Origin of the sequence: Methylobacterium mesophilicum SR1.6/6 (assembly GCF_000364445.2) — a bacterium.
Taxonomy (GTDB): Bacteria; Pseudomonadota; Alphaproteobacteria; order Rhizobiales; family Beijerinckiaceae; genus Methylobacterium; species Methylobacterium mesophilicum_A.
Genome location: NZ_CP043538.1, coordinates 4,049,763 through 4,067,777, shown reverse-complemented (window position 1 = coordinate 4,067,777; position 18,015 = coordinate 4,049,763). Strand labels below are relative to the sequence as shown.

Here is an 18,015-nt window from a genome sequence, read left to right as displayed (position 1 = left end):
ATTGATGCCTGACGCGGCGGCCGACATCCTGTTCCTGCGGAAGATGCACCCGCTGGTCGAGACAGCTCTGGACGGACGGCACACGGTCCACCGCCTCGCGGACGCCCCTGACCCAGAGGCAATGCTGGACGCGGTCGGACCGCGCATCCGCGGGCTCTGCGTCGGCGGGCAGGTCGGCATCGACGGCGCGCTGATGGACCGGCTGCCGAACCTGGAGGTCATCGCCAATTTCGGTGTCGGCTACGACGCCGTCGACGCCGTCGAGGCCCATCGGCGGGGCATCGTCGTCACCAATACGCCGGACGTGCTCACGGACGAGGTCGCCGATCTCGCCATCGGCCTCGTGCTCGCCACGCTCCGGCGCCTGCCCCAGGCCGACCGCTACCTGCGCGCGGGTCACTGGCCGAAGGCGCCGTTCCCGCTCACGGCGTCCCTGCGCGGGCGGCGGGTTGGCATCCTCGGCCTCGGCCGGATCGGGCGGGCCATCGCCAAGAGGCTGGAAAGCTTCGGCGTCGAGATCGCCTATCACGGTCGACGCCGGCAGACGGACGTGCCCTTCGCCTACTACGACAGCCTGATCGGCCTCGCACAAGCCGTCCACGTGCTGATCGTGGTGGCCCCGGGCGGCTCCGACACCCGCGGTCTCGTCGACAAGGCCGTGCTGGAGGCCCTCGGCCCCGAAGGTATCCTGGTCAATGTCGCCCGCGGCAGCCTCGTGGACGAGGCGGCCCTCACCGAAGCGCTGAAGGCGGGCACGATCCTCGGTGCCGGCCTCGACGTGTTCGAGAACGAGCCGCACGTGCCGTCCGACCTCGCGGCCCTCGACAACACGGTGCTGCTGCCGCACGTCGGCTCGGCCTCCGAGCATACCCGCGCGGCCATGGCCCAACTCGTCGTCGACAACGTGATCTCGTGGTTCGAGGGTCGGGGCCCGTTGACGCCCGTCGGCGAGACGCCCTGGAAGCCGAAGGCGTGAGATCCGCCGGACCTGCCTTCCTGATACTCCTGGCACTGGTGTCCCGGCCGGCGGCGGCGCAGGATATGCCGGCGGCGCAGGCCGCGCCGGCGGCGAACCCCGAGCCGGCGACGCCCGCCGCGGATTCGCCCGCCGCGGATACGCCCGCCGCGTCGTCGGCGCCGCCGAGCCTTCCCGAGAAGATCGGCCAGGTGCCCGGAACCTGGGATCTGTCCCGCGACGGCACCAACCGCCGCTGCGTGATGACCCTCGTGCTGGACAACGGCGATGCCGGACGGAAGCTGCGCTTCCCGGCCGGCTGCCGCCGCGCCCTGCCGGTGCTCAACGGTGTCGCGGGATGGCTCTTCGTCGACGGCGTCGTGCGGCTGGTCGATCGCAACGTCCGCCCGATCCTCGACTTCACGCGACGGCCGGATCAACGCAGCCTCGTCGCGTCCTCCGAGGGCGGTGAGCGCTACAGCCTCGTGCCCCTCGACATCGTGGCGATGCGCCCCGGCGGGCCGTCCGAGGCCGAGGCCGCCGCACCGGAAGGAACGCCGCCCTCCCCGCTTCAGGCCGCGGCGCCCGTCCCGGCCGAATTGCAGCCCGCGACGGCGGCCGCGGCCGATCCCGGGCCCAGGCCGGGCGTCTACGCCCTCGATCGCTTCCAGGAGCGCGACACCTGTCGCATCGCCCTCGATGGGACCGGCGGCGGCGTGCGGATCGTCCCGGGTTGCCACGATGGCGGCCTCGAGGTGTTCGATCCCGTCCGGTGGCGCTTCGCCAACGGTCGCATGACCCTGACGGCGAAGCGCGGCCACAGCATCGATCTCGTGCCGAGCGGCGACGGGCGCTGGCGGCGCGACCCGGAGGTCGGCACCACCTTCGTGCTGCGCCGCGTCGAGTGACGTCGCGCAGGCCGGCGTCGGCCAAGCCAGCGCAGGCCTGCCGGCGCCCGCGGACGGTCGCAGGTTTTCGTCGCGGAAATGGCTCAGCGCGTGGCGCCGCGCCCGTCCTGCACCGGGAGCATCCGCTCCAGCAAACCGTCGCGGCGGACCAGGAGGTGCCACACGGTGCCGGCGATGTGCAGGAGCACCAGGGCATAGACGGCCCACTGCCCCGCGACGTGGACCGACTCCGCCACCTTCTGGGCGGCTTCGTCCTTCTGCAGCCCCGGGACGGTGAACAGCCAGAAATACGGCGTGTCGCGGCCGGAGAGCGCGCTCAGCAGATAGCCGCTGATCGGCATGATCAGGAAGATCGCGTAGAGCAACCAATGATTGATGCGGCCGATCAGCGTCAGGAGCCGCGGGGCCTGCGGGTCCGGGGGCGCGGGACGAATCATGCGCCAGACGATCCGCAGGACGACGATCGCCAGGATCGTCAGGCCCACCGACTTGTGAAGCACGAACATGCTCCCCTTGGCCGGCGTCGGCGGGAGGCTGATCGCCACCCAGGCCAGCGGCAGGATGGCCAGCACCAGCGCCGCGGTCAGCCAGTGCAGGACCTGCGACACCGGGTGGTAGCGGGGCAGGCCGGAGGCCGTGACGTATGTGGCCGGCTGCGGCGTGATCGTTTTGCCGGCCGTAATCGGAGAACCTGACATGATCCCTCGCGGATGAGCGTGGTCCGCCTGGGATCTAGGGCCCGCATCGGCACGGGGGGAGTATCCCGTCAGACGTCGGCGGTCCGCTTCACGTCGAGCAGGGCCGCGAGTTCCGTCGCCGCTGCGCCGAGCCGGGTCGCCACGGTGCCGTTGACGACGCGACCATCCACGAGATCGTCGGACCCGGCATAGACCGAAGTCGGCGCCACATGGGCCGCGAAGAAGCCGAAGAGCGGCCGAAGTCCATGCTCGACCACGAGGGCGTGGCGCAGGCCGCCGCCGGTGGCGGTGATCGCCACCGGCATGCCGGCCATCCGCGCCGGCTCGACGAAGTCGAAGACGTGCTTGAACAGGCCGGCATAGCCGCCCTGGTAGACCGGGGTGCCGACGATCAGCGCGTCCGCGCCCTCGATCGCCTCGATCAGGCCCGCCGCCGCCGGGGGCAGGTCATCGCGCTGGGTCACGCCCAGCCCGGGTCCGGCGTCGATCAGATCGTAGACCGTGAGATCGATCCGGCGCAGGCGTTCGAGCTCCGCCCCCAGCGCTTCGACTAGGACGCGGGTGCGCGAAGGCCGCTTGGCGCTTCCGGAGAAGGCGACGACGCGGGCAAGCCTCGGCTTGATGTTCGACTCGATACTCACCGGGAACCCTTCCGCTGCGAGACGCCCCGAGACGGGACCGCGCACAAGTCAGCCGCGTACCGCACACGCGCCTGGAGCCAAGTATTGGTAGCGCATTCCTCGGCCGGGTGAACACTCGGTGCATCCGAGTGTTGCGGCCGTATGGTTAGTTGTCGGCGGATTTTCATGCGCGCAGTCTCCAGACGTGGCTGCGCTTGATCTCGGAATCCTCCAGGGACCGCGAGACGGGCACCGCGTAGGTCGCCAGGCATTCGAGCCGCTCCCGCGGGAGGTATGTGCGGCCCGGATCCCCGATCAGCACCGTCGTGCCCCGCGCCTGCAGGCTCGTGAGCCAGGCAGTGACGGCCTGGGCGAGGTCACGCTCGTAAAACACGTCGGCCGCCAGGACCAAGTCGGCCTCCGGCTGCTCCCGGAGCAGGTCGTGGGCAACCGGCTCGATCAGCCCTGCGACGCCGTTGGCGGCGGCGTTCAGGCCGATCGCCGCGACGGCGAAAGGATCGAGGTCGCTGGCGGTCACGTGCCGCGCCCCGGCGCGGGCGGCCGCGATCGCCACCAGACCGGAGCCGGAGGCGAAATCCACCGTCGCCGCGCCCGCCGCGGCCTCCGGATGATCGAGGACGTAGCGGGCGAGCGCCTGTCCGCCGGCCCAGGCGAAGGCCCAGAACGGCGGCGGGAGCCCGATCTCCTGAAGCTCCTCCTCGGTCTTCTGCCACAGGGCCGTTGCCTCGTCGGCCACGTGGAGCCGGATCTCCGGAGCGTGCGGGACCGGCAGCAGGCGGGTGTGGGCGCGGATGAAGCCGGCCGGATCGTCGGGCGCGCGCATGGTCAGGCCTCCAGCAGGTCGCGCCAGAGGGCGCGGACGCTGTCGGTCACCGCGAGCTCCGTGAAGCCGCCGGTCTCGATCCGCGCGCGCGCCGCTGCCCCGAAGCCGGCGACATGTGCGGGATCGCCGCTCAGCCGCACCAGGGCGCTCGCCAGGGCCGGTGCATCCCCCGGCGGGACGAGAAGACCCTCGACGCCGTCGCGCACGAGGCTGCGGCAGCCCGGAACGTCGGACGCGACCAACGCCCGGCCGCAGGCGGCCGCTTCCAGCAGCGTGCGCGGCAGCCCCTCCCCGCCCCGGGACGGGAGGCAGGCCACATGGTGGGCCGCCCAGACCGCGGGTATGTCGGCCGTCGGCCCGTGCCAGGTCACGCCGTCGCGGCTCCAATCCCTCAACGTCGCCTCGGCGATCACGCGCCGGTTCGACGGGTCGGGTGCACCGTACAGGGCGAGTTCCACGGGTGCGCCCTGCGAACGGGCGAGGCGGACCGCCTCGACGGCCACGTCGATCCCCTTGGACCACAGCATGCGGGCCACCACGGCCACGCGCAGGGGGGGCATCGGCGGAAGGGGTGTGGGCGCGAAGGCCGCGGGATCGACTCCGGCCCCGCCCACGACGGTGACCGACTGCTCCAACGGGTCGAGGCCGAGCGCGCGGGCGTCGTCCGGGTTCTCGAACAGGAAGCGCGTGCGGCGAGAGGCCAGGGGCCCGCGGATCAGGGCCCGCAGGGCGAGGCGGGTCGCGCGCCCAACCCGGTCGCTCCGCGCCCCGACGAGACCGAGGCCCGTCAGCGCGTAGACACGCGCGGGGATCCCCGCCATGGCCGCCGCCGTGCCGCCGACCAGGATGCCGCGCAGGGCGATGCAGTGCACGACGTCGGCCTGAAGCGCCTTCAGGATCGCGGCGAGCTGCCCGGCCGCGTAGCCGGCGGCCATCGGGTTAAGGCTCGCCCGTTCCGCCTCCAGCGGCACGACCCGCGCGCCCGTCGCCTCGATGGCCGCGCGATGCGCGCGCACGCGGGTGACGACCGACACGGAGAGGCCCATGCCGACGGCGGCCCGCGCCATCGGCAGGAAATGCGAGGCGAAGAACCAGTCCTCGGTCACCACGAAGACCAGACGGCGCATCGGGCGGGGCGGGTTTTCAGGCGCGGGATCCATGGAAGCCCTCTAGCACGCGGGAGCGGCTCGTCCTGCGACCGATGCGCAGGCCCGGAACGGCGTCGCGGGCGGCCGGTTGAACAAGGCCTTCCCGCCGGGCCCGGTCGCCCGGCGGCGTGCACGGAAGGGGGGTTCCATGGCGGGTGTCGAGACGGCGGAGAGCGGCGGAAACCTTCGGGCTGCCGCGGAGGAGGCCGGGCTCGTCTACGTCGATGACGGCCGTCCCGGCCTGACGCGCAAGCGCAGCGGCACCGGCTTCCGCTACCTCGACGCCAAGGGCGCCCCGGTGCGCGACAAGGCGGTGCTGGCCCGTATCCGGTCGCTCGCCGTGCCGCCGGCCTACACGGATGTCTGGATCTGCCCCCGCGGCAACGGCCACATCCAGGCGACCGGTCGGGATGCCAAGGGCCGGAAGCAGTACCGCTATCACCCGGACTTCCGGGAGGCCCGGGAGGCCAACAAGTTCTCGCGGATCATGGCCTTCGCGAATGCCCTGCCGGGCATCCGCCAGCGCGTCGACGCCGACATGAGGGGAAAGGGCCTCACCCGCGAGAAGGTGCTGGCCACGGTCGTCCACCTTCTCGAGACCACGCTGATCCGCGTCGGAAACGACGATTACGCCCGCACCAACAAGAGCTACGGCCTCACTACCCTGCGCGATCCGCACGTCCGGATCGAAGGTGCGGCGCTGTCCTTCCGCTTCAAGGGCAAGAGCGGCAAGACCTGGGACGTGTCGCTCAAGGATCGGCGCGTGGCGAGGATCGTGAAGGCCTGCCAGGACCTGCCCGGCCAAGAGCTGTTCCAGTACATCGACCAGGACGGCACCCAGCGCGACGTCACGTCCTCGGACGTGAACGCCTATCTGCGCGAGATCACCGGCGAAGAGTTCACCGCCAAGGACTTCCGGACCTGGGCCGGGACGGTGCTGGCGGCACTGGCGCTGCGCGAGTTCGAGAGCTTCGACAGCGAGGCGGGTGCCAAGCGCAACATTCGCACCGCCATCGAGAGCGTGGCGGGCCGGCTCGGCAATACGCCGACCATCTGCCGCAAATGCTACATCCATCCCGAGGTCCTCGACTGCTATCTGGAGGGCGGCCTGCTCCTTCAGGTGAAGGATGCGGTGGAATCGGAATTGAGTGCGGACCTCTCCGATCTTCGCCCCGAGGAGGCTGCGGTTCTCGGCCTGCTCCAGGCCCGTCTGGCTGCCGCCAGGCACGCGGCCCGGAACGGACAGCCGGTCAAGCCAGCCACTGCGCGCGGCCGGGGTTCCAAGGCACCGCCCGGCAAGGCGTCGCCCAAAAGCAAGGCGCAAGGCACGGCGAAGCCGGCGGCCGGATCTCAAGGGTCGGCCTCCGCCAAGGGACGGCGTCCGCCGAAGGCCCGCGCCGAGACACGGGTCGGCGCAGCCTGAGGATGGAGCGGCCCACCGGGGGGCGGCCCGAGGTCCCAGTCAATGCCGGGACTGGCCGTCGGTGTTCGATCTGCGGCTGTCGGTGCCGCGCCGGACCTGATCGCCGTTGTCAACGACGGGCGCCAGGCCGAGCTGTCGGGCGAGCGAGACCAGATCCTTGAGGCGGCCCGTCTGGGTCTTGCGGCGCAGGTTGAGCCGGTGGGTCTCGACGGTGCGCACGCTCAGCGCCAGCCGCCGGGCGACCTCCTTGTTGCTGAAGCCGGAGCTGAGGAAGCGCAGCACCTCGGCCTCGCGGGGCGTGAGGCCCAGGCTGTCGGCCGCCTCGCTCGCCGCCGCACCGGGCTGCTCCGGCGGCGTCAGGCAGTCCGAGCCCTCCGCGAGCGCCAGCAGCGCGGCGCCGAGTTCCCGGGGCGACTTCGAGCGCGCCACGAACGCGTCGACGCCCGCAGCCAGCAGCGCGCGCAGGTCATCCGCCGCGAGCGCGCCGAAGGCCACCAGCGTGCGCAGGTTGGGCTGACGCTCCTTCAGGCCGACGATGCGGGCGATCCCGTCGGCGAGCCGGATCTCGTCGAGGAAGATCAGCGCGACGGTCGTGTCGGTGTTCGCCCGATCCAGATCCGCCTCGCCGATCGTGTGGAGCTCGGGCATGTGCTCCAGTGTCGCGCGAACAGTCGCGCTCAGGTCCTGCGGTTCATCAAGGATCAGGACGCCAACGGCCGTACTCATGACCTCGCACCTCTCTCTCCCGGCTTGATACAAGTGGCCGGGCTCGAAGTCGAAGTTCCAAGATTCGTTCCAGCGCAGTTCGGCGAATATTAAGCTTGATGCCAGCGGATTCGGTGCAATCTTACAGATACTAACCTGATCGACGGTCCGATCTGGGACAGCGCCGTCGGTTGCCCAACGTGGCCGTACCGTTCTGGGGCAATGGTAATGTCTCAGCTCGCGACCGCGAGGGCGTCGGCCGGATAAGGGACGACACGATTGCGTCCGCCGCTCTTCGCTGCGTACAGCGCCAAGTCGGCCCGCTTGATCAGGGCCTCGATGCAGTCTCCATCGGTCCAAGTGCTGACCCCGAAGCTGCAGGTCAGCCGGATCGTGCCGTGGGCGCCGCGGATGCGCCGGTTCTGGGTGGCGGCGCGCAGTCGCTCGGCCCGCGCGCTTGCCTCCACGAGGCAGCAGCCGGGCAGGACGACGGCGAACTCCTCGCCGCCCAGCCGGCCGGCGATCCCATCCTCGGCGATCAGGTCGGCGACCGCCTTGATCGCCACGTCGCCGACATCGTGCCCATGCTCGTCGTTGATCCGTTTGAAATGATCGATGTCGAGGAGGATCGCCGAGATCCCTCCCGGACGCCGGTGCTGTTCGGCCGCTTGGCGCGCCCGGTTGAAGAAGGCGCGCCGGTTATAGGAGCCCGTGAGGGGGTCCGTCTCGGCGAGGCGGATCAGTTCCTCCTGCATGGTCGTCAGGCGCTCGGCCGCGCGCAGCCGGGCGTTCAGTTCCTCGGCGCTCGGGGGCTTCTCGATGAAATCGTCGGCGCCGCTGTCGAGGGCTTCGGCCAGGATCCGGACGTTCCGGGCGGACGACATGGTGATGACGTGCAGCGGTCGGCGCTCTTCGGCCAGCAGGCGGGCGGACCAGCAGAGTTCGAGCCCGGACAGCGGCCGCACCTCCAGGCTCGTGATGAGGACCCGCACGGCGGGTGTCGCGGCTAGAAATTCGAGCGCCTGCGCGGAATCGGTGAAGGGATGAACCGCATGACCCCGCGGTTCGATCAGCGAGGCGATGATCTGGAGCACGACGCGGCTCGAATCGACGATGACGATCTGCATGGCGCGGTCCGAACACGATATCCGCGGTCTAGGCCAGAAGACTTAACTCACCCCAAACGGGATGGATTCCAATATGACCGCGGCCTTAACCACACCGGACGGGCGCTACATCGTCGTTCGCGGCCGCCTGTGGCGAACCGCCAATCCCGCGCTTCCGCCGGAGCGTCGCGAGGCCCTTGTCGCCCGGCTGATGACGGCACGCCGCGCCGTCCAGGCCGCCAAGCGCGCGGAGCGGCAAAGCGATCCAGAGGCCGGTGCCGCCCTGGCGGCCGCCCGCGCCGAAGTGGATGCGGCCAAGGTCGCCCTCGGTGAGCGGGGTCCCGTCTGGCGGAGCGACGGCGCGCCCGACCTCAACCGCAGGCTGGCGCGCCATACGCCCTACGCTGCGTGGTTTGCGGGGCTCACCGCCGGGGAACCCGCACCGTGATGATCTGCGGGCCGGCGGGCCCATCCTCCGCGGCGCCTACGCGCCGGCGGCCGTTCGCGGGGGCGCCGTTGATGACGGTGAGCGTCGGCTGCGCCGCGGGCGGGGCCGCGATCCCCGTGACGGTGGGAACGCCGTAGGTCCCGTAGCTCCAGGGGGACGGGACGATCTCGGTTGGCCGGGGCACCCTGGTCAGCGGGGCGCCGATGTAGGTTCCGCGCACGAAGTCGCCGGCGAAGCCGTCGCTGCCCGCGTAAACGGGGCCGTACGGGAAGGATCTGTGAAAGGGTTGCGCCGAGGCCGGCATCGCCGCGACGAGGGCGAGTAAAGTCAGGATGGTCCGGGTCGCCATGGGACCGGCTCCGATGCGCGTCGGCGCGACCGGGTCGCGCGGGGGGGCTGGGGAGTAATGATTGGGAACGGAGCGGAGCACCCGCCGTTCCGCTCCTCCAGACGCGGAGATTGCGTAAACCCCCAACCATACCCAGCAGATGCGTCGCGGGATCGCCCTGCGAGCGTTCGGCGATCAGCGGCAGGTGGTGATCCGCCGAACCACCCAGCCCTCTCCCTCGATCCAGAGGCGGCGTCGCGCGCGGCTGCATGTGGCATCGTCGTCCCGGTCGGCCGAGGCGGGGTGGACCTGCGTGCCGGCCTCCGCGACCTTGGTCTCGCCGGGATCGCTCGCCGCCTGGGCTGCGAATGTGGCGACAAGAACAGCCGCGCCGGCCAAGCCAGCAGCTTTCAGACGAATCATCATGTGGGGGAAGCGCTCTGCGGCCATGCTTCGGGGGTCGTTCCATGAATGCACGGCCCGCCGATTCGGTTTCATCGTTGGCGTTGCACGGTGTGCCCACCCACACCGCCCCCGACGGCGCTTAGACTTCCCGGTTTTCGCGAGTAAGGAGGAACAAAACCGGATATCGGGACCCCCGACGCTCCGGCATCGTCCCCGATCAGGGCTGCGAGATCCGGTCCACGAAGCAAGGGTTCATGAGCAAGCCGAAGCCTCCGACCAACGCGCTTCTGACGCCGGAGAAGCGCGCCGAGGACGTTGATCAGACGATCCGTCCGCTGAGCCTGTCCGAGTTCATCGGTCAGCGGGCGGCGCGGGCGAACATGCAGATCTTCATCGAGGCGGCGCGCAAGACCGGGCAGGCGCTCGACCACGTGCTGTTTGTCGGCCCGCCGGGCCTGGGCAAGACCACGCTGGCCCAGATCGTGGCGCGCGAACTGGGCGTGAACTTCCGCTCCACCTCCGGTCCGGTGATCGCCAAGGCCGGGGACCTGGCCGCGCAGCTGACCAACCTGGAGGAGCGCGACGTCCTGTTCATCGACGAGATCCACCGGCTCAACCCGGCGGTGGAGGAGATCCTCTATCCGGCCATGGAGGACTACCAGCTCGACCTGATCATCGGCGAGGGCCCGGCGGCGCGCTCGGTCAAGATCGAGCTGCCCAAGTTCACGCTGGTGGGCGCCACGACGCGGGCGGGTCTCTTGACCACGCCGCTGCGCGACCGGTTCGGCATCCCGATCCGGCTGGAGTTCTACGAGATCGACGAGCTGGAGCAGATCGTGGCCCGCGGCGCGCGGGTTCTGGGCTTGGGGATGTCGGCGGAGGGGGCCAACGAGATCGCGCGGCGGGCGCGGGGCACGCCGCGGATCGCGGGGCGTCTGCTGCGGCGGGTGCGGGACTTCGCGGTCGTGGCGGAGGCCGAGACGGTGACGCGGGCGATCGCCGACCGGGCGCTGCAGCTGCTCGACGTGGACGGGGCGGGGCTCGACGTGATGGACCGCAAGTACCTGGGTCTGATCGCGCGCTCGTTCGGGGGCGGGCCTGTGGGGATCGAGACGATCGGGGCGGCGCTGTCGGAGCCTCGGGACGCGATCGAGGACATCATCGAGCCCTACCTGATCCAGCGCGGCTTCGTGCAGCGCACGCCCCGCGGCCGCGTGCTCACCCGCCACGCCTACCGCCATCTCGGCATCGCCCAACCGAAACGCGATCCGAACGGCCAGTCCGGCTTCTTCGACGGCGCGCCGGACTGAGCACCTTATCGGTCCACATGCGCCTGCCTCAGGCCAGATCTTCGCTTGCAACATGTCTTGCAGTTAGCCGTCTTCCCGCGGGGCTTGCGGATCTTGTGCGCCGCATCAATCGCAAAGTGTTGTCGACATAACGATTTTCCTGTCCGCCCACCTGACAATACAGCCGAGCTTTGCGGAGGCGCTGCACTGGTTCCGGTGACGAAAATCTAGTTCTCGTGATGGAACAGCGGGAAAACCGGTTTGTTGTGGAGGCGACCGCGCCAAGTTTGATTGGCGCCGGTGAGGCTGCCGTCATTCGGGGTCCTGTCCCCCGGCTCGCGGCAGGTCTTCGAGCATCAAGAACAACGTCAGGGAAAAACTTCAGCCATGAAGAAGATGACGCTGGCCGTCCTCGGCCTCTCCGCTGCCGTGATCTCGGCGCCGGCCTTCGCGCAGGACGCGCTGCCGATCCGCATCCTGCCTTTCGCCAACCAGGACGGTGTCGGTGCCGCCGCGACCGAGACCCCGGCATTCCGCGCCGAGGCCCTGCGTTCGGACGCTGCCAGCATTGAGGCGAGCCGCATCGCCCTGCAGCGCTCGCGCAATCCGCAGGTGCGCAACTACGCCAACCGTGTTCTCGTCGAGCGCAAGGCGACCACCGATGCCCTGCTGCCGCCGAACACCTCCCTGTCGCGCAACGGCTCGGTCGTCTCCGACAACCAAGGCATCCGCACCGACCTGAGCAACCCGGTCGGGCTGGTGCTCGCGCCGGTGACGGTCGCGGCGAACATTGGGACCAGCATCGTGGGCGGCGCCCTCGGCGCGGTCGGCATCGTCGACAACAGCCCCGCCGAGCCGGGCCGTCGCGTGGCGCTGGGCGAGCGCGGTCAGGCGCGGCTGGCGCAGCTGCAGTCCGCCCCGAACGGCCGCGCCTTCGATCGCACCTACGTGGACCAGCAGGCCCGTTCGGACGCCCGGACCCTGGCGCTCTACGACTCCTACGCGAAGTCCGGCGACAATGCCCAGGGCCGCAAGTTCGCCAGCGAGGCGCTGCCCTACATCGCCGACGAGCACGCCCACTCGGCGAGCCTCGCTGCCCGCATCGGCGGCTGATCCGCGCCTCACCGAGAATGTTTGCGAGGGCCGCCCCAAAGAGGCGGCCCTCGTCGTGTCGCGCGGGCTCTCGGCGGGCCGCGAAAGCGTTGCGAGCCGAAGCGGCTGCCGGCCCGGCGCAAGAGCGCGCATTGAAACAAAGGCTTAGCACCGTTCCCCAATTGCCACGCGATCGAGAACGGCTCTAAGAGTCGCCATGAGCGCCAGCGAGCCCACGACCGACATGCCCGTAGGCGGCAGCCCGCCGCATCATCTGTCCGTGCGCGTCTACTACGAGGACACCGACTTCTCGGGCTTCGTCTACCACGCGAGCTACCTGCGCTTCCTGGAGCGGGGCCGAACCGAGCTGCTCCGCGGCCTCGCCGGCGATCAGTCCGACCTCCACCGTGAGGCCAGCGGTCTCGTCTTCGTCGTCCGGCGGATGAGCCTCGATTATCTGCGCCCGGCCCGGATGGACGATCTGCTGACGATCGTCACCCGCACGACCGCGCTGCGCGGCGCCTCGATGCAACTGGCCCAGGAGGTCCGCCGCGGCGACGCCGTGTTGGTGGCTGCCGATGTCACCGTCGCCTGCGTGCGGGAGGGTCGGGCGGTCCGCCTTCCGGACACCCTCCGCCGCTGTCTCGCGCCGAGAGGTCTGGACTAGCTCCTCAGCCGGCCCGCGATGGATCGACCTCCTGCAATAGCCGGGCAAAGGCATGGGCGATCGTCATCGCGTCGTACTCGATCGAGACGAGCTGGTAGCCCATCGCCACCATTTCCCGGGCGCGTGCCGGCGACGGCGCGAAGGCGCAGGGGAGCTTGCCCGCCGCCAGCGTCTTGCGGACGATGTCGCCGAGCGCCGCCGTCACCGCCGAGCCTGACGGGTCGATGACCGTCCCCTTGGACAGCGCGATCGACAGGTCGGCGGGGCCGACCAGCACGCCGTCGATGCCCGGAACCGCGAGGATCTGCTCCAAGGCGGCGATCGACTCCGCAGTCTCGCACATGGCGATGGTCAGCGCCCGCGAATTGCCGGCTGCGAGGTATTCCGACCCGTCCCGAAGGCCGGACAGCAGGATCGCCCGGTCCGGTCCCCAGCTCCGCTGCCCGACCGGTGGAAACTTGGCGGCGTCCGCGAGCGCCTGCGCCTGCGCCACGGTGTTGATCATCGGCGCGACGATTCCGGCGGCGCCCGCGTCCAGCATCCGCGAGACCATGGCGACGTCGCCGACGGCGACGCGCACGAGGGCGGCCTTACCGGCCAGGGCCACCTCGGTGATCGCCGCGCACGCGGATTTGTAATCGTAGCCACCGTGCTGCTGGTCGAGGAGCACGGCGTCAAAGCCCGCCCGGGCCAGGGCGCCGGCCAGCGCCGGATCGGCGATCACGGACCAGCCGAGGAATCGGGCCGGGCCCGTCGGCAGGATTTCCTGGAGGCTGGGGACGGGAAGGGTCATGCGCTTCCTGTACTGGTCTGGTGGAGATCTCGTGCGGGCGGCGACTCAGCGCCCCGGCCCGACCATAGAGGCCACGGTTTCAGGAGGTCCAGCCCGCCGCCCCGGTTCGAACAGCCGGACGCCTCAGGATCGCCCGGATCGAAACCGATCCTTAACCCTGCCGCGGCCTTAACGGGGTCGATGCGACGGCGGGGCGTAGGGGCTGCCGACGGCCCTTACTTTCGACAGATTCGCGGGCGACAGCCTTGATATCGCTCACGGATCCGGCGGACGCGGGCCTCGCCCGGCGCATCGCGATCCGGAGCAGGAGACCTCGACGGATGAACCCAGCCGACGCGATGCAGGCCGCGCCTGTCGCCGACATGACGCTGCTCGGCCTGTTCCTGCAGGCCCACTTCGTCGTCAAGATCGTGATGGTCGGGCTGCTCAGCGCCTCGATCTGGTGCTGGTCGATCATCGTCGACAAGACGCTGCTGTTCCGCCGGACCAAGGCCGAGATGGACGCGTTCGAGGACGCGTTCTGGTCCGGTCGCTCTCTGGAAGAGTTGTTCCGCTCGTTCAACGACCGCCCGGCCACCGGCCTCGCCGCCGTCTTCGTCGCCGCCATGCGGGAGTGGAAGCGCAGCTTCGAGGGCTCCGGCCGGCAGATTCAGTCCCTGTCGCAGCGCATCGAGAAGCAGCTCGACGTCACCATCCACCGCGAGGTGGAGCGTCTGGAATCCCGCCTCCTGTTCCTCGCCTCGATCGGCTCGGCCGGCCCATATATCGGCCTGTTCGGCACGGTCTGGGGCATCATGACCGCCTTCACGTCGATCGCGGCCTCGAAGAACACGTCGCTGGCCGTCGTTGCCCCCGGCATCGCCGAGGCGCTGTTCGCCACCGCCATTGGCCTGTTCGCCGCGATCCCGGCGGTGCTCGCCTACAACAAGCTTCAGGCCGAGGTCGCCAAGGCGCAGTCGCGCCTGGAGGGCTTCGCCGACGAATTTTCCGCCATCCTCTCCCGCCAGATCGACGAGCGGCTGCCGCTCGCCGCCTGAACCGGCTGATCCAGAGGAGACCGATCCATGGGTATGGCAGCGGGCGCGTCCCAGGGTGGCAAGCGCCGCCGGCGCAGGGGCAGGCGCAGCGGCGCCATCAACGAGATCAACATGACGCCGTTCATCGACGTCGTGCTGGTGCTCCTGATCATCTTCATGGTGGCCGCGCCGATGATGACCGTGGGTGTGCCCCTCGACCTGCCGCAGTCGAAGGCCTCGCCGCTCAATTCCGACGTGAAGCCCATCACCCTGTCAATCCGCCAGACCGGCCAGATCTTCCTGGGCGAGGATGAGCTCACCGACGACACGATCGTGCCGAAGCTCATGGAGACCGCCAAGACCGGGACCGAGGAGCGCGTCTTCGTGCGCGGCGACAAGCGGGTCGATTACGGCCGGGTGGCGCAGGTGATGGCAATCGTGACCGGCGGCGGCTTCAAGAAGGTCGCCCTCGTGACCGAGCCTGAGCATCAGTAGGGCCGCGCCGTGGAGTTCCGCTTCGACCGCCAGGAACCGGGTGTCTGGATCTCCGCCGGGACCCATGTGGCGCTCCTCGCGCTGGCGCTGTTCAGCGTCGCCGCCCCTGCCCTGCCCGAGGCGCAGGAGGGCGTGCCCGTCGAGGTGATCACCGAGAACCAGTTCTCCGAGATCACCAAGGGTGAGCGTCAGGCCGACAAGCCGATGCCGAACGCCCAATCGCGAGCTGATCGCCAGGCCGAGAAGGTCGAGGATCGCGAGCCCGAGAACGCCAAGACCGACGCGCCGACGGCCCCGACCCGGACCGCCGAGATGAAGCTCGCCAACGCGGAGGAGATGCCGCTCCGCAGCGAGCCGGATCCGCAAGAGACCGCCAAGGCCGCCAAGGCAGCGCAGGAGAAGCGCGACGCCGAGAAGGCAGCTGAGAAGGCCGCCGAGAAAGCCGCCAAGGCCGCGGCCGAGAAGGCTGCGGCCGACAAGGCGGCCAAGGCTGAGGCGAAGGCCAAGGCCGAGGCGGCCGCCGCCAAGGCGGAGGCCGAGAAGCGCGAGCAGCTGGAGAAGCTGATCGAGAAGCAGGAAGCCGAGGCCGAAGCCGCCCAGAAAGCCGCCGCCAAGGCGAAGGCCGAGGCGGCCAAGGAGGCGGCCAAGAAGGCGGCCGATGCCAAGGCTAAGGCCGAGGCGGAAGCCGAGCGCCAGAAGGAAATCGCCGAGGCGAAGGCCGAGGCCGAGCGCGAGAAGGCGGAGGCCGCCGCGAAGGCCAAGGCCGAGGCCGCCAAAGCAGAGGCTGCTGCCAAAGCGGAAGCCGCCGCCAAGGCAAAGGCCAAGGCGATGGCGGACGCGAAGGCCAAGGCCGACGGTGAGGCCAAGGCGCGGAAGCAGGCGGAACTCGCCGACAAGTTCAACGCGGGCGACATCCGCTCCATGCTCGCCTCGAAGGCACCGTCGCAATCGACCGGAGCCACCGGCCACGCGGTGCAGAAGGTGGCGGCGCTCGGTGCCGCGACCGGCACGGCGCAGCGCCTGTCGCCGTCCCTGCGCGACGCGCTCGTCGGCCTGCTCCAGCAGCAGATCGAGCGCTGCTACTCGGCACCCCCTGGTGCGACCCAGGGCGTGGTTCTGCCCGTCCTCGACATCCGGCTGAACCCGAACGGCTCGCTGAGCACGGAGCCGCGGATCATGCGCGGCGGGTCGAGCTCCGTGGATCAGTCGATCGCGCAGGCCGCGCTCCGGGCGGTCCGCCGCTGTGCGCCGTACAACATCCCGGCCACCTACGCGCCGTATTACAATGACTGGAAGGCCATCAACGCGGAGTTCGAGTTCACGGCGACCTGAGGCCATGCCCCGGACCGCTGCCCTCGACAGCCGACTCGTCTGATCGTCACTCGGATCTGAACTATGCAGAACGTCTCATTCGTCGGGCGCCTCCCGACGTCCTTCGCCGCGCGCCTGATCGCGGTCTTCGCCCTGCTGACGGCTTTCCTGGCGGGGCCGGCCCAGGCGCAGCTGCAGCTGCGCATCGGCGGCGGCAACTTCCAGCCGATGCCGATCGCCATCGCGGATTTCGGCGGCGATCCGAGCCTCGCCGGCCTCGTCTCCGGCGTGGTCACCAACAACCTGCGCCGCTCAGGGTATTTCACGCCCCTCGACCACGCCCGCTTCCCGGAGCAGCCGAACTTCGACGCGGCTCCCAACTTCGAGAAGTGGCGCGCCACGGGCGTCCAGGGCCTCGTTACCGGCCGCGTCGTCCGGGAGGCCGGCCGCGTCAAGGTCGAGTTCCGGCTCTGGGACGTGACCTCCGGCCAGCAGATGACCGGCCAGCAATACGGCACCGACGCCGCCAACGTCCGGCGCACCGGCCACCTGATCTCGGACGCCGTCTACACCAAGATCACCGGCCTCGGCCCCTGGTTCGACAGCCGCATCGCCTTCGTGGACGAGACCGGCCCGAAGGAGAACCGCCGCAAGCGCCTGATGGTGATGGATCAGGACGGCGCCAACGTTCGGGCGATCACCAACGGCGAGATGTCGATCGTCGCGCCGCGCTACTCGCCGGCGACCCAGGACATTGCCTTCATGGCGCAGGCCACCGGCCACCAGCCGCGTGTGCAGATGATCAACCTGGAGACCGGCGCGCGTCAGGCCCTCGGCAACGTCGATTCCATGAGCGCCAGCCCCCGCTTCTCGCCGGACGGACGCAAGATCGTCATGAGCGTGCAGCAGGGCGGCAACGCCGACATCGTGACGATGGACATCGCCTCGAAGGCCCAGCGCTCGATCACCAACGGCATGGCCATCGACACGTCTCCGACCTATTCGCCGGACGGATCGCAGATCGCGTTCGAGTCGGATCGGGGCGGCTCGCAGCAGGTCTACGTGATGGGCGCGGACGGCTCTAACCCGCACCGCATCACCTTCGGTGCCGGCTCGGCCTCGCAGCCGGCCTTCTCGCCCCGCGGCGACCTGATCGCCTACACGCGTCAGCGCAACGGCGGCTTCGCCATCTGCGTGTCGAAGCCCGACGGTTCCGGCGAGCGCGTCCTGACCGAGGGCTTCCACAACGAGGGCCCGACCTTCGCGCCGAACGGCCAGTACGTGCTGTTCTTCCGCGATCCGGGCGGCCAGGGCGGCGGCAAGCTGTTCATGGTCGACATCACCGGCAAGGTCGAGCAGCCGGTCCCGACGCCCGCCTACGCGTCGGACCCGACCTGGTCGCCGCTCCTCGCGGGGCGCTGACGCCTGCGATTGCGTGAGCGGTGGATCTCGCCCAACCGTCTCATCCTGAGGCGCCCGCGTCAGAGGGCCTCGAAGAAGCCTTCCAGCCAGCCGCGCGAGCCCTGGAGGGCTCCTCCGGGCCCGGCTCTCCGCTCCGGCGCCCCAGGATGAGGGCGCGGGTCGGAGGGCTCAATCAAGATTGCGATCCTGTGCCGCGTACCGCGCAGGTGCTCGATCTGCCGCGCGCACAAGACTGAGCCGCAAGACAACATCCACCCGACGCGCAGAGTGCGCCGGTCATTGAATACGCGTTCTCATATCGTTTCCGGTTGAACGCTTCGGTCCGATCCAGCCTGCTGGGCC

20 protein-coding genes are annotated in these 18,015 nt (G+C 70.1%); 11 read left to right on the top strand and 9 right to left on the bottom strand.

What is annotated here, in order from left to right; all coding sequences use genetic code 11:
- Positions 1-4 precede the first annotated feature (4 nt).
- Positions 5-976, top strand: a complete 972-nt coding sequence (locus MMSR116_RS19500; RefSeq protein WP_010685885.1) for a 2-hydroxyacid dehydrogenase — start codon at positions 5-7, stop codon at positions 974-976.
- Positions 973-1,863, top strand: a complete 891-nt coding sequence (locus MMSR116_RS19495) for an AprI/Inh family metalloprotease inhibitor (RefSeq protein ID WP_039894193.1) — start codon at positions 973-975, stop codon at positions 1,861-1,863. Before MMSR116_RS19500 ends, MMSR116_RS19495 begins: the two co-directional genes overlap by 4 nt.
- Positions 1,864-1,946: 83 nt before the next feature.
- Here the strand turns inward: MMSR116_RS19495 and MMSR116_RS19490 are convergent, their stop codons facing one another.
- The 4 genes from MMSR116_RS19490 to MMSR116_RS19475 all read right to left on the bottom strand — a co-directional run bounded on the left by MMSR116_RS19490 (position 1,947) and on the right by MMSR116_RS19475 (position 5,185).
- A complete protein-coding gene (locus MMSR116_RS19490; RefSeq protein ID WP_010685887.1) occupies positions 1,947-2,561 on the bottom strand; it encodes a cytochrome b in 615 nt (204 codons plus the stop codon).
- A 68-nt stretch (positions 2,562-2,629) separates the two neighbouring features.
- A complete protein-coding gene (locus MMSR116_RS19485; protein ID WP_010685888.1) occupies positions 2,630-3,202 on the bottom strand; it encodes an NAD(P)H-dependent oxidoreductase in 573 nt (190 codons plus the stop codon).
- Between the two features lie 163 nt (positions 3,203-3,365).
- Positions 3,366-4,025, bottom strand: coding sequence for a class I SAM-dependent methyltransferase (locus tag MMSR116_RS19480; RefSeq protein WP_010685889.1), 660 nt, complete (start codon positions 4,023-4,025; stop codon positions 3,366-3,368).
- Between the two features lie 2 nt (positions 4,026-4,027).
- Entirely contained in the window at positions 4,028-5,185 is a 1,158-nt protein-coding gene (locus tag MMSR116_RS19475) for a glycosyltransferase family 4 protein (RefSeq protein WP_010685890.1), read from the bottom strand.
- Between the two features lie 136 nt (positions 5,186-5,321).
- On the opposite strand from MMSR116_RS19475, the gene MMSR116_RS19470 reads away from it, so the two are divergent.
- A complete protein-coding gene (locus MMSR116_RS19470) occupies positions 5,322-6,596 on the top strand; it encodes a DNA topoisomerase IB (RefSeq protein WP_010685891.1) in 1,275 nt (424 codons plus the stop codon).
- A 39-nt stretch (positions 6,597-6,635) separates the two neighbouring features.
- Here the strand turns inward: MMSR116_RS19470 and MMSR116_RS19465 are convergent, their stop codons facing one another.
- Both MMSR116_RS19465 and MMSR116_RS19460 read right to left on the bottom strand, forming a co-directional pair.
- Positions 6,636-7,322, bottom strand: a complete 687-nt coding sequence (locus MMSR116_RS19465; RefSeq protein ID WP_010685892.1) for a LuxR C-terminal-related transcriptional regulator — start codon at positions 7,320-7,322, stop codon at positions 6,636-6,638.
- Positions 7,323-7,534: 212 nt separating this feature from the next.
- Positions 7,535-8,428, bottom strand: coding sequence for a GGDEF domain-containing protein (locus tag MMSR116_RS19460; protein WP_010685893.1), 894 nt, complete (start codon positions 8,426-8,428; stop codon positions 7,535-7,537).
- Between the two features lie 73 nt (positions 8,429-8,501).
- On the opposite strand from MMSR116_RS19460, the gene MMSR116_RS19455 reads away from it, so the two are divergent.
- Entirely contained in the window at positions 8,502-8,855 is a 354-nt protein-coding gene (locus MMSR116_RS19455) for a hypothetical protein (RefSeq protein WP_010685894.1), read from the top strand.
- On the opposite strand, the gene MMSR116_RS19450 is transcribed toward MMSR116_RS19455, so the two are convergent.
- Positions 8,830-9,204: a hypothetical protein gene (locus MMSR116_RS19450; RefSeq protein WP_010685895.1), complete on the bottom strand. Its 375-nt coding sequence runs from the start codon at positions 9,202-9,204 to the stop codon at positions 8,830-8,832. The two genes, MMSR116_RS19455 and MMSR116_RS19450, sit on opposite strands and share 26 nt — an antisense overlap.
- 174 nt (positions 9,205-9,378) lie before the next feature.
- On the bottom strand, positions 9,379-9,609 hold the full coding sequence (locus tag MMSR116_RS19445) for a hypothetical protein (RefSeq protein ID WP_010685896.1): 231 nt from the start codon (positions 9,607-9,609) through the stop codon (positions 9,379-9,381).
- Between the two features lie 233 nt (positions 9,610-9,842).
- Here MMSR116_RS19445 and ruvB point away from each other — a divergent pair, with 233 nt between their 5' ends.
- The 3 genes from ruvB (at position 9,843) to ybgC (ending at position 12,636) form a co-directional block, all read left to right on the top strand.
- Positions 9,843-10,898 carry a Holliday junction branch migration DNA helicase RuvB gene (gene ruvB / locus MMSR116_RS19440; protein ID WP_010685897.1) on the top strand — a complete coding sequence of 352 codons (1,056 nt, stop codon included), beginning with the start codon at positions 9,843-9,845 and terminating at the stop codon, positions 10,896-10,898.
- Positions 10,899-11,264: 366 nt separating this feature from the next.
- Entirely contained in the window at positions 11,265-11,990 is a 726-nt protein-coding gene (locus tag MMSR116_RS19435) for a DUF4142 domain-containing protein (RefSeq protein ID WP_010685898.1), read from the top strand.
- A 196-nt stretch (positions 11,991-12,186) separates the two neighbouring features.
- Positions 12,187-12,636 carry a tol-pal system-associated acyl-CoA thioesterase gene (gene ybgC / locus MMSR116_RS19430; protein WP_010685899.1) on the top strand — a complete coding sequence of 150 codons (450 nt, stop codon included), beginning with the start codon at positions 12,187-12,189 and terminating at the stop codon, positions 12,634-12,636.
- Between the two features lie 4 nt (positions 12,637-12,640).
- On the opposite strand, the gene MMSR116_RS19425 is transcribed toward ybgC, so the two are convergent.
- Positions 12,641-13,429, bottom strand: a complete 789-nt coding sequence (locus MMSR116_RS19425) for an HpcH/HpaI aldolase family protein (protein ID WP_010685900.1) — start codon at positions 13,427-13,429, stop codon at positions 12,641-12,643.
- 320 nt (positions 13,430-13,749) lie between these two features.
- On the opposite strand from MMSR116_RS19425, the gene tolQ reads away from it, so the two are divergent.
- The 4 genes from tolQ (at position 13,750) to tolB (ending at position 17,673) form a co-directional block, all read left to right on the top strand.
- Positions 13,750-14,466 (top strand): protein TolQ, encoded by a 717-nt coding sequence (gene tolQ, locus MMSR116_RS19420; protein WP_010685901.1) that lies wholly within the window; start codon positions 13,750-13,752, stop codon positions 14,464-14,466.
- 27 nt (positions 14,467-14,493) lie between these two features.
- Positions 14,494-14,940, top strand: a complete 447-nt coding sequence (locus MMSR116_RS19415; protein WP_010685902.1) for an ExbD/TolR family protein — start codon at positions 14,494-14,496, stop codon at positions 14,938-14,940.
- A gap of 9 nt (positions 14,941-14,949) precedes the next feature.
- Entirely contained in the window at positions 14,950-16,272 is a 1,323-nt protein-coding gene (gene tolA / locus MMSR116_RS19410) for a cell envelope integrity protein TolA (protein WP_010685903.1), read from the top strand.
- Positions 16,273-16,335: 63 nt separating this feature from the next.
- Positions 16,336-17,673, top strand: a complete 1,338-nt coding sequence (gene tolB / locus MMSR116_RS19405; protein ID WP_010685904.1) for a Tol-Pal system beta propeller repeat protein TolB — start codon at positions 16,336-16,338, stop codon at positions 17,671-17,673.
- Positions 17,674-18,015 lie beyond the last annotated feature (342 nt).

Bases quoted from the DNA above. Each gene is read 5' to 3' on its own strand.
- MMSR116_RS19470 (WP_010685891.1), top strand. From the start codon at position 5,322: ATGGCGGGTGTCGAGACGGCGGAGAGCGGCGGAAACCTTCGGGCTGCC.
- ruvB (WP_010685897.1), top strand. From the start codon at position 9,843: ATGAGCAAGCCGAAGCCTCCGACCAACGCGCTTCTGACGCCGGAGAAG.
- tolB (WP_010685904.1), top strand. From the start codon at position 16,336: ATGCAGAACGTCTCATTCGTCGGGCGCCTCCCGACGTCCTTCGCCGCG.
- MMSR116_RS19415 (WP_010685902.1), top strand. From the start codon at position 14,494: ATGGGTATGGCAGCGGGCGCGTCCCAGGGTGGCAAGCGCCGCCGGCGC.
- MMSR116_RS19465 (WP_010685892.1), bottom strand. From the start codon at position 7,322: ATGAGTACGGCCGTTGGCGTCCTGATCCTTGATGAACCGCAGGACCTG.
- tolQ (WP_010685901.1), top strand. From the start codon at position 13,750: ATGAACCCAGCCGACGCGATGCAGGCCGCGCCTGTCGCCGACATGACG.
- MMSR116_RS19490 (WP_010685887.1), bottom strand. From the start codon at position 2,561: ATGTCAGGTTCTCCGATTACGGCCGGCAAAACGATCACGCCGCAGCCG.
- MMSR116_RS19500 (WP_010685885.1), top strand. From the start codon at position 5: ATGCCTGACGCGGCGGCCGACATCCTGTTCCTGCGGAAGATGCACCCG.
- MMSR116_RS19455 (WP_010685894.1), top strand. From the start codon at position 8,502: ATGACCGCGGCCTTAACCACACCGGACGGGCGCTACATCGTCGTTCGC.
- MMSR116_RS19450 (WP_010685895.1), bottom strand. From the start codon at position 9,204: ATGGCGACCCGGACCATCCTGACTTTACTCGCCCTCGTCGCGGCGATG.
- MMSR116_RS19475 (WP_010685890.1), bottom strand. From the start codon at position 5,185: ATGGATCCCGCGCCTGAAAACCCGCCCCGCCCGATGCGCCGTCTGGTC.
- ybgC (WP_010685899.1), top strand. From the start codon at position 12,187: ATGAGCGCCAGCGAGCCCACGACCGACATGCCCGTAGGCGGCAGCCCG.
- MMSR116_RS19460 (WP_010685893.1), bottom strand. From the start codon at position 8,428: ATGCAGATCGTCATCGTCGATTCGAGCCGCGTCGTGCTCCAGATCATC.
- MMSR116_RS19445 (WP_010685896.1), bottom strand. From the start codon at position 9,609: ATGATGATTCGTCTGAAAGCTGCTGGCTTGGCCGGCGCGGCTGTTCTT.
- MMSR116_RS19435 (WP_010685898.1), top strand. From the start codon at position 11,265: ATGAAGAAGATGACGCTGGCCGTCCTCGGCCTCTCCGCTGCCGTGATC.
- MMSR116_RS19480 (WP_010685889.1), bottom strand. From the start codon at position 4,025: ATGCGCGCGCCCGACGATCCGGCCGGCTTCATCCGCGCCCACACCCGC.
- MMSR116_RS19425 (WP_010685900.1), bottom strand. From the start codon at position 13,429: ATGACCCTTCCCGTCCCCAGCCTCCAGGAAATCCTGCCGACGGGCCCG.